This is a genomic window from Barnesiella sp. An22 (assembly GCF_002159975.1).
Taxonomy (GTDB): Bacteria; Bacteroidota; Bacteroidia; order Bacteroidales; family Barnesiellaceae; genus Barnesiella; species Barnesiella merdigallinarum.
In genome coordinates, this window is record NZ_NFJR01000015.1 from 18,472 (window position 1) to 30,832 (window position 12,361).

Annotated in this window: 10 protein-coding genes; 5 read left to right on the plus strand and 5 right to left on the minus strand. The window is 56.3% G+C overall.

Translation table 11 applies throughout. The features are described 5' to 3' along the window. Positions 1 to 60 precede the first annotated feature (60 nt). The 3 genes from B5F38_RS12000 (at position 61) to B5F38_RS12010 (ending at position 5,188) form a co-directional block, all read left to right on the plus strand. The gene (locus tag B5F38_RS12000) at positions 61 to 1,224 is read left to right on the plus strand and encodes an MFS transporter (RefSeq protein ID WP_087409449.1); all 1,164 of its coding nucleotides are present in this window, start codon (positions 61 to 63) and stop codon (positions 1,222 to 1,224) included. Between the two features lie 39 nt (positions 1,225 to 1,263). Beyond that, the gene (locus tag B5F38_RS12005; RefSeq protein WP_087409450.1) at positions 1,264 to 2,160 is read left to right on the plus strand and encodes a carbohydrate kinase; all 897 of its coding nucleotides are present in this window, start codon (positions 1,264 to 1,266) and stop codon (positions 2,158 to 2,160) included. A gap of 262 nt (positions 2,161 to 2,422) precedes the next feature. Further along, on the plus strand, positions 2,423 to 5,188 hold the full coding sequence (locus B5F38_RS12010) for a substrate-binding domain-containing protein (protein WP_087409451.1): 2,766 nt from the start codon (positions 2,423 to 2,425) through the stop codon (positions 5,186 to 5,188). A 75-nt stretch (positions 5,189 to 5,263) separates the two neighbouring features. Here B5F38_RS12010 and B5F38_RS12015 read toward each other — a convergent pair whose 3' ends face one another. The 3 genes from B5F38_RS12015 to B5F38_RS12025 form a co-directional block, all read right to left on the minus strand. Further along, a complete protein-coding gene (locus tag B5F38_RS12015; RefSeq protein WP_087409474.1) occupies positions 5,264 to 6,061 on the minus strand; it encodes a Cof-type HAD-IIB family hydrolase in 798 nt (265 codons plus the stop codon). Positions 6,062 to 6,211: 150 nt separating this feature from the next. Next, complete coding sequence (locus B5F38_RS12020; RefSeq protein WP_087409452.1) at positions 6,212 to 6,829, minus strand: response regulator transcription factor; 618 nt, start codon at positions 6,827 to 6,829, stop codon at positions 6,212 to 6,214. Next, positions 6,826 to 7,521, minus strand: a complete 696-nt coding sequence (locus B5F38_RS12025; protein WP_087409453.1) for a hemerythrin domain-containing protein — start codon at positions 7,519 to 7,521, stop codon at positions 6,826 to 6,828. The genes B5F38_RS12020 and B5F38_RS12025 overlap by 4 nt, the downstream gene beginning before the upstream one ends. A gap of 230 nt (positions 7,522 to 7,751) precedes the next feature. On the opposite strand from B5F38_RS12025, the gene B5F38_RS12030 reads away from it, so the two are divergent. Together B5F38_RS12030 and B5F38_RS12035 are read left to right on the plus strand one after the other, a co-directional pair. Then, the gene (locus B5F38_RS12030; RefSeq protein ID WP_087409454.1) at positions 7,752 to 8,321 is read left to right on the plus strand and encodes an N-acetylmuramoyl-L-alanine amidase; all 570 of its coding nucleotides are present in this window, start codon (positions 7,752 to 7,754) and stop codon (positions 8,319 to 8,321) included. Between the two features lie 49 nt (positions 8,322 to 8,370). Beyond that, entirely contained in the window at positions 8,371 to 8,877 is a 507-nt protein-coding gene (locus tag B5F38_RS12035; RefSeq protein ID WP_087409455.1) for a copper resistance protein NlpE N-terminal domain-containing protein, read from the plus strand. 136 nt (positions 8,878 to 9,013) lie between these two features. On the opposite strand, the gene B5F38_RS12040 is transcribed toward B5F38_RS12035, so the two are convergent. Together B5F38_RS12040 and B5F38_RS12045 are read right to left on the minus strand one after the other, a co-directional pair. Next, positions 9,014 to 11,635 (minus strand): hypothetical protein, encoded by a 2,622-nt coding sequence (locus tag B5F38_RS12040; RefSeq protein ID WP_143240978.1) that lies wholly within the window; start codon positions 11,633 to 11,635, stop codon positions 9,014 to 9,016. Positions 11,636 to 11,850: 215 nt separating this feature from the next. After that, positions 11,851 to 12,210 (minus strand): Crp/Fnr family transcriptional regulator, encoded by a 360-nt coding sequence (locus B5F38_RS12045; protein WP_087409457.1) that lies wholly within the window; start codon positions 12,208 to 12,210, stop codon positions 11,851 to 11,853. Between the last annotated feature and the right edge of the window lie 151 nt (positions 12,211 to 12,361).

Here is a 12,361-nt window from a genome sequence, read left to right on the forward strand (position 1 = left end):
GCGGCCCTTCTCTCTCCCTCTCTTCAGAAAACGAAACAACAATTACTCTATATAACGATTATGACAGCTAAACAACAAATAAAATACGGCCGACTTATCCCCGTCATGCTCTGCTTCTTTGCCATGGGTTTCGTCGACCTGGTAGGTATCGCCTCGAACTATGTGAAGGCCGACCTGGGCCTCACCGATTCGCAGGCCAATATCTTCCCGTCGCTCGTCTTCTTCTGGTTCCTCATCTTCTCGGTACCCACGGGCGTATTGATGAACCGCATCGGGCGGAAACGCACCGTGTTGCTGAGCCTCGTGGTGACCGCCGTCTCGCTGCTGTTGCCCCTCTTTGGCGACGGCTACGGACTCATGCTCTGCTCCTTCTCGCTGCTGGGCATCGGCAATGCCTTGATGCAGACCTCGCTCAACCCACTGCTGAGCAACATCATCTCGGGCGACCGTCTGGCCAGTTCGCTCACCTTCGGGCAGTTTGTCAAGGCCATCGCCTCGTTCCTGGCCCCCTATATCGCCATGTGGGGTGCCACGCAGGCCATGCCTACCTTCGGGTTGGGGTGGCGCGTGCTCTTCCCCATCTACATGGTCATTGCCATCATCGCCATCCTGTGGCTCTCGTCGACCCCCATCGATGAAGAGAAACCCGACAAGGCTTCGGGATTCCGCGAATGCCTGCGCCTGCTGGGCAAGCCCTTCATCCTGCTCTGTTTTCTGGGTATCATGTGCCACGTAGGCATCGACGTAGGTACCAACACCACGGCTCCCAAGCTGCTGATCGAGCGGGTGGGCATCACCCTCGAGGAGGCCGGCTTTGCCACCAGCCTCTACTTTATCTTCCGTACGGCCGGGTGTCTGCTGGGAACCTTTATCCTGCGTCACCTTTCGGGCCGTAAATTCCTGGCCATCAGTGTGGCCTGCATGCTGGTAGCCATGATCGGGCTGCTCTCTACCGAGTCGCTCCCCGTCATCTACGCCTGCATCGCCCTCATCGGCTTCGGCAACTCCAACGTCTTCTCCATCATCTTTGCCCAGGCTCTTACCGCCGTTCCCGACAAAAAGAACGAGGCTTCGGGACTGATGATCATGGGCCTCTTCGGCGGCACCATATTCCCGCTGCTGATGGGTGTGGCCAGCGACGCCGTGGGTCAGGCCGGTGCCATAGCCGTGATGACCGTAGGGGTTCTCTACCTGATTGTATACACCATCAAACTGAAAAAATAACTTATCGACTTATTAAATTCAAACACTAATTATAACGCCATGAACAATAACGACCATATCATCGTAGGAATGGGCGAAGCACTGTGGGACGTGCTGCCCGAAGGAAAGAAACTGGGTGGAGCTCCTGCAAACTTTGCCTATCACGTATCGCAATTCGGCTTGAACAGCCGGGTAGTAAGTGCCGTAGGCCAGGACAAGCTGGGCACCGAAATACTCGACAACTTCCGCGAGAAACGGCTGCAAGGGATTATCGAAACGGTACCCTACCCCACCGGCACCGTGCAGGTTACGCTCGACAACGAGGGTGTGCCCTGCTACGACATCAAAGAGGGAGTAGCCTGGGACAACATACCCTATACCGAAGAACTGGACCAACTGGCTCGCCAGACACAGGCCATCTGCTTCGGGTCGCTGGCACAGCGCAGCATCGTTTCGCGCGAGACCATAGCCCGATTCCTCGCCACCATGCCCGATACACCCGAGACGTTGAAAATCTTCGACATCAACCTGCGCCAGAGCTTCTACACCAAAGAGATTCTGTGCGACTCGTTCAGCCGCTGCAACGTGCTGAAGATAAACGACGAGGAGCTGGTAACGGTAAGCCGTCTGTTTGGCTACCCCGGCATCGACCTGCAAGACAAGTGCTGGATTCTGCTGGCCAAGTATAACCTGAAGATGCTCATCCTCACCTGCGGCGTAAACGGCAGCTATGTCTTTACCCCGGGTCATGTGTCGTTTGTAGAGACTCCCACCGTACAGGTGGCCGACACCGTAGGTGCGGGCGACTCGTTCACCGCCGCCTTTACCGCCGCCATCATCCGCGGCCGTTCGGTACGTGAGGCCCACCAGCTGGCCGTCGACACCTCGGCCTACGTGTGCACGCAGCAAGGAGCCATGCCCGTGCTGCCCGAGAGCCTCACCAGTCGGTTGGCTTAATACTACTTTTTCTTTTATTTTGACGAGGGCGATCCTCCCGATACGAACCGGGGCGGTCGTCCTCGTCGTATAACCGTTTTTTTCTCATATCCAGCATTTAACAGGCTACCCTACGCCACTCGCGCAACAGCCGAAACCCGGCCGGGGCAACCCCGAAGGCAGCTCGACAAAGGGGCTGTACCGCAATTCTTTCACTTGGCAGGCGTGCTCTTCTCATTAAATTTTTTATCTTTGCCTATCTTAATCCTCAAAATGAGAAGCTATGAGACGCCTACCTTTTCTTTTGCTCCTCGCCTCGTGCACTCTCGTGCTGTTGCTTACCGCCTGTACCCAGGAGAAAAACCGTTTTCTCATAGGGGTATCGCAATGCAGCGACGACGAGTGGCGCACCCAGATGAACAAGGAAATCCGCCGCGAAGCGCTCTTCTATCCCGGATTGGATGTGGAGATTCGGTCGGCTAACGACGATAACCAACGCCAGATTGCCGACATCGAATACTTTATCGACGAGGGGGCCGACCTCATCGTGGTGGCTCCCAACGAGGCCGAAGCCATTGCCCCCATCGTGGAGAAGGCTTACAGCCAGGGAATACCCGTCGTACTGGTCGACCGCAAAACCGACTCGGACCACTATACCGCCTATATCGGAGCCGACAACTACGACATGGGCTACCAGATAGGTACCTACATTGCCAGCCGCTTGCACGGACAGGGCAACATGGTAGAACTCACAGGATTGAAGGGCTCTACCCCGGCCCGTGACCGCCACCAGGGATTGGTCGACGCCCTCTCGCATCATCCCGGTATCCGCATCGTAGCCACGGCCGATGCCGGTTGGTTCCAACAGTCGGCCGAAGAGGCTTTCGACTCCATTCTGGCCCGGCAACCCCGCATCGATCTCGTCTTTGCCCACAACGACCGCATGGCCGCCGGAGCTCACGAGGCAGCCGTGCGCGAGGGCCGTGCCGGCCACATGCTCTTTGTGGGAGTCGATGCCCTGTCGGGTAAAGAGATGGGCGTGGGACTGGTTGCCGACAGCATACTCGATGCCACCTTTATCTACCCCACGGGGGGCGACCGGGTGGTGCAGGTAGCCATGGATATACTCGAAGGGCGCGACTTCCCGCGCGAAACGCTGCTCTCGACGGCACTGGTCAACCATCAGAATGCCCGCATCATGCAGATGCAGAATGCACACATCAGCACCCTCGACGAGAAAATCGAGCGGCTCAACAGTCAGCTCGACGCCTTCCTGATGCGCTACTCGGCCCAACGCATGTTCCTCTATGCCTGTATCGTGATTCTGGTGCTGGTGGGTATCCTGCTCGTGATTGTCGTGCGGGCCTTCTGGACCAAAAACCGGCTCAATACCGAACTGTCGGACCAGAAACGGCAACTCGAGGAACAGCGCGACCAGCTCATCACCCTCTCGCGCCAGCTCGAAGATGCCACCCATGCCAAACTGGCTTTCTTCACCAACGTGTCGCACGACTTCCGCACACCGCTCACACTCATTGCCGACCCGGTAGACCAGCTCGGCCAGAGCCAGCACCTCGACAAGCACGAGCGCTTTCTGCTCAACATCATCCACAAAAACGTAACGGTGCTGTTGCGGCTCGTCAACCAGGTGCTCGACTTCCGTAAATTCGAGGATGGCAAACTGCAATTGCGCCTGAGCCAGTTCGACCTGCGCAACTCGCTTGCCGAGTGGAGCGACGCCTTCCGCACCCTCTCCTACCGCAAGCACATCCACTTCGACATCCAGGCCGAAGAAGATACCGACTTTACCGTCACGGCCGATGCCGAGAAACTGGAGCGCATCGTCTACAACCTGCTCTCCAACGCCTTCAAGTTCACACCCGACAATGGCTCGATTCGCATCACCCTCGCCCGATACGACCACGAGGGCGAGCCCTACCTGCGGCTGCAAGTCGCCGATACCGGCGTGGGCATGCCGGCCGAGCATGTGCAGCACATCTTCGACAGCTTCTACCAGATAGACGTCCACCATGCCGGCTCGGGTATCGGGCTGGCTCTGGTCAAGGCCTTTGTCGAAATGCACCACGGCACCATACGCGTGGAGACGACCGAGGGGCAAGGTACCTGCTTCACCATAGAGATGCCGGCCCGGCAGTCGGGAGCTCTCGACCCCGACACTACCCGCAGTGCCGTGCTTACCAACCTGAAAGAGGGGGCCGTACTGGCTGCCGACCAGGAGACGTTGCAGGCCCAGCCGCGCGAGACGACGCCCGACGACAAACCGAGTGTGCTCGTTATCGACGACAATCAGGACATACGCGACTATGTGCGGACCATACTGCAAGACCAATATCAGGTTATCGAGGCGGCCAACGGCCAAGAGGGCATACGCCTGGCCATGAAGTACGTGCCCGACGCCATCATCTGCGACGTGATGATGCCCGTGATGGATGGGCTGGAGTGTTGCCGCCGGCTGAAGTCGGAGCTGCAAACCTCGCACATCCCCGTGATGATGCTCACCGCCTATGCCATGGACGAGCAGAAAATCAAGGGTTATGAGTGCGGAGCCGACTCGTACATTGCCAAGCCCTTCAGTGCCCGGCTGCTCACCGTGCGCCTGCACAACCTCATCGAGAACCGGCACCGCCTGCAAAACATCTTTACCGAGAACGGCAATACGCCTCTCTCCCCGGCAAAGACTCCGGTAAGCGACGTAGACAAGGGCTTTGCCGAAAAGCTGCGCCGCATCATCGACGAGAATCTGTCGAATGCCAACTTCAGCGTCGAGGAGCTGGGCGAACAGATTGGGCTGAGCCGCGTGCAGCTCTACCGCAAGACCAAGGCGCTGTATGGCTACTCGCCCAACGAACTGATGCGCATCGCACGCCTCAAACGGGCGGCCTCGCTGCTGGCCTCGACCGAGAAGACGGTGGCCGAGATTACCTACGAGGTGGGCTTCAGTTCGCCCTCGTACTTCACGAAATGTTACAAGGAGTATTTCGGCGAGATTCCTACCGAATTTCTCAAACGGAAAAAAGGCGAAAGCTGACTCCGCCCTCGCCTCTAATCTATCTCTATTTTTCCCGGTATCCTCACAGACATGCCAGACAGCGGCCTGCGCCGGTTACAGCACGTGCCAATGCTCGAGAGCACGCTTCACCCCGTCGTCGTCGACCGAGGTCGTCACATAGTCGGCCACAGCCTTCAGCGGTTCGTTGGCGTTGCCCATGGCCACCCCGATGCCGGCTACCTGCAGCATGCGGGTATCATTGCCCCCGTCGCCGAAAGCCATGGTGGCCTCGACGGGGAAACCGAAGTGACGGGCTACGGTCTTCACCCCCTCGCCCTTATCGACCCCGCGAGCGGTCACATCGGCAAAGGCGGGATACCACCGGCTCGACTCGCACGAGGGGAGCAGCGGCATAATCTCGGCCTCGACATCGGCCGTAATGATAGGGGTCATCTGGGTGATGCGCTGCTGCAACAGGGTGTCGAGCGATACGGGGCTCGAAATCTGTTGCAGGTCGAGCAGACGGTGGAAAAACTCCTCGACCTCGTGCGTAGCGTTGTAGAGCAAGGCATCGGTCTCGCCCACTAGAATGCAGGGGAAATGACGCTCGTCGGAGAAGCGCATCATCGTGCGCACATCGGCTTCGGGTATCGCATGGCAGGCCACCACCTGCCCGTCGATGACGATGCAGGCACCGTTGGTGGTCACATAGCCATCGACGAGATGGGCTATGTCGGCCAGGTTGTTAATGTAGACCAAGGGGCGGCCCGTGGCGATAAAAATCTTGATTCCCTTCTGCTTGGCCGCCTCGATGGCCTCGATGGTCGAGCGGGGAATACGGTGGGTATTGAAACTGACGAGCGTGCCGTCTATATCGAAAAACAGGGCTTTAATTTCTCTTTCCTTTTCCATACGGCAAAGATACATCAAAGCGCGCAGACTCGAGCCGGATATAACCTTTTTTCACGAGGCTCCCGACTCTGCCGGGCATGAAAAAATCCGCCTGAACGAGCAGACGGATTTTCCCAAAAACAACATCAAATAACTTATATAACGAAGTAATCACTCCTCACGGTTATAAATGGAATCCTTTATGTCGTTGATATCGACAAACTTGTTGACTATGGCGTAGATGGTGAGCCCGGCCGGACTGTGTATCTGCAACTTGCCGGCAATGTTGCGCCGGTGGGTGATGACCGTATGGGCCGACAGGCACAGCTGCTCGGCAATCTGCTTGTTGGTCATGCCCTTGACTACGCCGATGATAATCTCTTTCTCACGCTCGGTGAGGGGCTCCTGGCGCACCGTCTCCTCGGGAGCGGCGTGTACCAGGCGGTCGAACTTCTCGCGTATCTGCTCGGCCGTGTCGTAAATCGAGATGACCTCGTCGTACAGTTTCAGGACCGAGGCATCGACCAACGAGTTTTGCAGGGCGATACACTTCGGGGCCGGTCCGTCGGCACCCTTCTTGATCTGCGCTACCGAGACCACTCCCGCCAGCCCGGGATTGACGATGAACACATCGGGCTTGCGCCACGCCAGCGAGGCGGTGAGCTGCTGCACGTCGGCCACCTCGGTCGTCTCGATATTGATGGTGGTCAACTTCTTCAGCACCGAGAGCAACCCCTTGCGGATAATCAACGAGGGCTCGGCTACAATCACTTTTACGACAGGCTTCATCTCGTTTCGTCTATTTGGTTTTCCAGCTCCTGAATGGCCGGGACAAACAGGTAATCTTCTATATAGTTGTGCGAGGCCAGGTCCTGCTCGCAGGTAAAGATGTCGAACAAGACACTGTTCAACTCGTTGCTGCTCGTGGCCGGGTAATACTTGATGAGTATATTTTTCAGCTCGGTGAGCTTGGCCTCGACCTGGTCGTGCCGCTTGCGAAAGACGGCAATGCTGTACTCGCCGGGATGCACGCCGTTGAGCAGGGCCGTCACGTAGGGAAAGACCGTGCGCTCTTCGTAGCGCATGTGCTTCTGCACCTCGGCCACATACTCGTCGAAAAAGCGGAGTATGGCAATGGCTATATCCTTGGCCCCGCAGTCGATGGCCCCCAGCAGATTGCGCCGGATGGCCGGCAGCCTGAAGTTGAGGAAATAGTCGTGCGAGTTGTGCAGATAGCCCAGCAGGGCCCCCACCGATATGTCGCTCTTGTACTCCTCGGGGTCGCCCTCGTCGAGCAACAGATTGACCACAGCCAGGAAGGTATCGGTATGCACGCCGTTCTCGTCGCACACCTGCCCTATGCTTTTGTCGCCGAAACCCAGGGCGATGCCGAAGCGGCTCATCACCAGCAGCACGGGATAGTTGTCGCACACCAAATCGCTCATGCGATTGTCTCGATTATAGGCTCCCAGTTTATACATTCTATTCTCTTTTTTCGTTCATGAATACACAAAGATAGTCATATTCTCACAGTCACAAAATCGTTGCCGGTTTCGACACTACAAAGAAACAGCATTCGTACCACCTGCACAATCCCCTTTTTAGATGAAACCAACGCACATCCCTACCTAATTGTTGGGAGTCTGTATCGTCATGCCACAAACGGAGCTGACAACCGACCTAATTTTACGCCGTAAAAAGAACGGAAAAGATGATAACGATACTACTCGACAACGGCCACGGCTGCGACACGCCGGGCAAACGATCGCCCGTGTGGCCCGACGGGCGCCAACTGCTCGAATGGGAGTTCAACCGCGACATCGTTTCGCGCATGGCTCAACAGCTCGACCAGGCGGGCATCGCCTGCCGTCGCCTGGTTCCCGAAGATACCGACATCGCCCTGTCCGAGCGGTGCCGACGTGCCAACCAGTGGGCCCGCCAGGGCGACTGCCTGCTGGTCTCGGTCCACGCCAACGCCGGCGGCGGGAGCGGCGGCGAGGTATACAGCTACCCGGGTGCCGACAAGAGCCGGCAGTATGCCCACCTCTTCGACGAGGTGTGGCCCCTCGTCTTCCCCGACCTGCGTTTCAGAGGGTGCAAGGAGGCCAACTTCGCCATCTTGCGCGAGAGCCTCTGCCCCGCCCTGCTCACCGAAAGCCTATTCATGGACAACGAGCACGACTGCCGGATACTGCTCTCGCCCGAGGGGCGCGACCGGATAGCCCGCTGGCATGTCGAATCGATACGACGCATTCTGCAACAATTTTTTCCCAATCGGTAAACTTTTCGCCGCCACGCATGTTATAGGAGAAAACCAATTATACAACGATATGAAAAAAATTGTTTTTACAGTTCTTGCTGCGGCGGCACTCATAGCCTGCCAATCGAACAATAACAAAAATCAAATGATCGACGAAGGCGAAGCCGTAGAGATGATGGGTACCGACTCGACCGGTATGGTGGACATCTTTGCCTACGAAGGCGTGGTACCGTCGGAGTCGGGCCAAGGCGACAGCATCGACTACATGGTGATTATCACCCAGCAAATCGACACGGTAAACGGGGTGTACCAGATGACCCAAACCTATGTGACGGCCGACGGCAAAGCCGGCCAGCAGATGAAGAGCAAGGGTAAGAAGCTGTTCCAGCGAGGCACCCCGCAGAACAAAACGGCCAAGGTGTATAAACTGGTTCCCGACAGCGGTTCGAACCAGACGGTAAACCTGTGGGTCGAGACCGATACGACGGTCGTATTGCTCGACGACCAGATGAAGGCCCCGGCCAAACCCGACAAGCATCGGCTCAAAGCGGTAAAACATCACAAGCACCACCTGTAATCTTGCAATATTGTTTTAGGTTTATAGAGAGGAAGACGGGAGACCCGGTTGTCAAAAACCGAATCTCCCGTCTTTTTTTTTCAGGCTTTCATCATAACCGGCGGGAGAGGCGGTTGCCTCCCCGTCGTTGTCGCGGTTACTTCACAACCACTTTGTAACGTGTACCCTCCACATCGACTACATAGATGCCGGGGGCTGCGTCGACAATAGCCTCGTCCCCTTGTGTAGCATATACTTTCTGTCCACCGATACCATAGACATCAATCGAGCATTCGCTACCGGGTTGTGCCTTCACGACAATCTGACCCTCGGTTGTGGCATATACCCGATACTTGTCTACTCTGTTGTCGGCAATACCTACCACCGAGCGCTCCTGTACCTGGATATTGTCGATATTGATGTTGGTCGTACCGTCTACAGCCTCGCCCACGAACGAGAGGCGCAAAGCCGTCTCGCCCTGATAGGCGTCGAGCGGAATCACCTTCTTCACCCAACCTTCGGTTTCGTTGCCCGATGCGTAGAGGGGCCCGGCTACGGCCACAAATTCACCGTTGTTGCGCGAAACCTCTACGGTGAGGTTGTCGTTGCTCTTCTCGCCCGTGGTCTGATAGATATAGAATCCCAGAGCCGGCTCGGACAGGTTGCCGATGTTGATCTTGGCACTGGTCAGGCGGGTCTTGGTACCCACGTTCACGTTGGTAGCCATGAACGAAGCGAGACCGCCATCGCCATCCTGCGGCTGGGCGTCGGGCGAATAGGCCTGCTCGCCTATACCCCAACCGCTGTCGAGTCCTTCGAGTTTATCGGAGAGCCACATGGTGTTCATGGCACCGCCGGCAAACGATTCGGCATAGGGTGCCGAATAGGGAGCTCCGATAAAGTAGAGTTCGGAGTAGGTGCGGCGACCTTCGCCCGAGAGGTTGCTCGACAGAATCGTATAGAATACCGGTGTTTGTCCGTACTCACACGGTATGGTATTGTCGACTACCGAAGTCCCGGTGACGGCATTGGCCACAATGGTTTCGTTGTTGCGGATAACGGTGTAGTAGATGGGGCAGTCGTACATCTCGCCGCCATCGATACCCTCGGGTTTGTCCCAGGAGATGACACACGAGTAGTCGGCCTGCTCGACAATCGAGAGGTTACGCACCTCGGCCGGACGGGCGTAACCGGCCACTACCAGGATGGTAGCCGGGTCGCTCTTCTGCCCGTTGGCATAGGCATATATCTCGTAGGTATTCTCACCCTTCACCGCATGGGTATCGACCCAGCGGGTTACCAGCGAGGCACCCACCTCTTCGGTGGTGTAGACCGGTTCGGCCGAACCGTTACGGTAGACCTCCATCTTGTCGACACTACCCAGTACATCGCCTCCGATGGTATAGACCGGAGCGTAGAAGTCGATTTGTACCTGCAGCGACTGGTCGTTGGCGGCAATGGCACTCAAGCCGTAAGGCTCCATGGGGGTATTGGAAGGCCGGTAGTTGTAGACCGTGAGCGTGTCGATGGCCACCTGCGAGCCCACGAGGCTGTTGTTGAAGCAGATACCTATGCGGAAGGCTCCGTTTTGGGGGGCAATGATATATCCCTCGATTTCACTGCCTTCGCCCGGCTCGATGGTGTGAATGTTGCCGACAGCACCCAGCGGGGTGAGCTCCTCGTCGTTGCTGCACAGAATCATCTGTATCTGTGCCGAATCGCAGTCGTTGGCCAGGCGGGCGTTGAAGACAATCTTTACCTCGGTATCCGAAGCCATGTTCAACGGCGGCAGATAGAGAATATCGGGAGCTTCGGAGGCCGTGCTCGAGGAGCAGACCAAAGCCCCGTTTTCGATACGCCAGGTCGACCCGTCGGCATTGCCGTCGACCGCATCGGTAGCCTCGAGGGCCCCCGACTGTGCATAGTCGCGTGTATAGGGCAGGTCGTAGGTATCGGTGTCGGCCAGGTAGTGGTTCTCGTAGGTGAGCGTCGACCCCGACATCCAGTCGTCGGTCCAGTCGTCCCAACGATACGAAGTCTTGGTGGCGATATTGCCATACTCGTCGTAAGTATATTCATACTTCAGGCGTTCGCCGTCTACCCACGAATCGATGTACATGAAGGAGGACTGCTCGGTAATGTTGCCGTGGTCGTCGTAGCTGTACACCACACTGTCGGTAGGGGTATAGACATAGTCGCCCACCTCGAAACTGAAGGCCCCGTTGCTGTACCGCACATAGGTGACGAGGCGGCCTGCGTCGTCGTATTCGTAGCGACGGCGGTCGGCGGTAGAGAACTTGTCGTTGAGCCACCGTTCCCGGTCCTCGATAGCGACGTTGCCGTCGTAGGTATAGACCCCGTGCAGGTATACGTGCTCGCCCCACTTCTCGATGGAACTGTCCCATTTGTAATAGTCGACCTCGGCAATACGGTTCTGGTCGTCGAAGGTCATGTGCTTCTTGGCATCCTCTTTGGGACTGCCCAGCCACGACATCGACGAGGCGTGCCACACATAGCTCTCATAGTCGTTCATGCGGCCCTCGGCATCATAGCCATACACCTCGCGCGAGTTGTTGGTCAGCACACCGTCGTTGTTGAGCATCATGGTCTCCATAGACTGCAAAGAGCCGTCGCTGTTGTAGATGTAAATAATCTTCGAACTCACCTCGCTGCCCGCATACACAAATACATGGTCGAGCCTTTTCCCCGAATCAGCATCGGCGGCAAATGCCAGCCCTGCCATCAAGGAAAACACAGCAAACAAGTAAAACTTTCTCATAATCACAAAAATTTAGTTCAATCCTATATATTTTAATAAAATGTCGATAATTTCTTACAAAATAAAAGAAAATTGTCGACAAAACAATTAACATATGATAAAAAGATATTTATCACACCATATAAAATAACAGGAAATACTATTTGTCCCCGACAGCCATATTCCCCCTCGGTCGGGGGCAATATAGAGGCTCGAGACTCGTGTAAGTGTATTGTTTACTGGTTCTTAATCGAAGCGCGCAACCGGCTCAACGATTGCTGGGTGATGCCCAGATAAGAGGCTATATGCTTGAGAGGCACCTCCTTGACAATTTGCGGGCGCACCTTTATCAGGCTGATGTACCGGCTGAGGGCGTCGTCTTTCCCGAAGATCTTGCATTTGCGTTCCAGGCAATAAAGTTCTTCGATGCAGATGGTACGGAAGAGGTTCGAGATAGCCAGATTCTGCCGGCAGAGCTCCTCCAAATCGTCTTTACGGATAGAATAGAGCACCATTTGGGTCACCGCCTCGTATTGCAGAAAAGCCGGCTCGCCCTTGAAGTAGCAGAACATCGAGGCAAACAGGTCGCCGCTCACCCCCGAAACACTCGGTGACCTCGTTGCCTTTGGTATCCCAGAAGTAATCGCGTGTAAGACCGCTCTCGACCAGAAAAATCTCGTCGGACAACCTGTCGGCTCCGATAATGATTTCGCCCTTGGCATACTCTACCCGACGGAATTTCGAAAA

Bases quoted from the DNA above. Each gene is read 5' to 3' on its own strand.
- B5F38_RS12015 (WP_087409474.1), bottom strand. From the start codon at position 6,061: ATGGAAAAGGAAAGAGAAATTAAAGCCCTGTTTTTCGATATAGACGGC.
- B5F38_RS12035 (WP_087409455.1), top strand. From the start codon at position 8,371: ATGAAAAAAATTGTTTTTACAGTTCTTGCTGCGGCGGCACTCATAGCC.
- B5F38_RS12010 (WP_087409451.1), top strand. From the start codon at position 2,423: ATGAGACGCCTACCTTTTCTTTTGCTCCTCGCCTCGTGCACTCTCGTG.
- B5F38_RS12005 (WP_087409450.1), top strand. From the start codon at position 1,264: ATGAACAATAACGACCATATCATCGTAGGAATGGGCGAAGCACTGTGG.
- B5F38_RS12025 (WP_087409453.1), bottom strand. From the start codon at position 7,521: ATGTATAAACTGGGAGCCTATAATCGAGACAATCGCATGAGCGATTTG.
- B5F38_RS12020 (WP_087409452.1), bottom strand. From the start codon at position 6,829: ATGAAGCCTGTCGTAAAAGTGATTGTAGCCGAGCCCTCGTTGATTATC.
- B5F38_RS12000 (WP_087409449.1), top strand. From the start codon at position 61: ATGACAGCTAAACAACAAATAAAATACGGCCGACTTATCCCCGTCATG.
- B5F38_RS12040 (WP_143240978.1), bottom strand. From the start codon at position 11,635: ATGAGAAAGTTTTACTTGTTTGCTGTGTTTTCCTTGATGGCAGGGCTG.
- B5F38_RS12030 (WP_087409454.1), top strand. From the start codon at position 7,752: ATGATAACGATACTACTCGACAACGGCCACGGCTGCGACACGCCGGGC.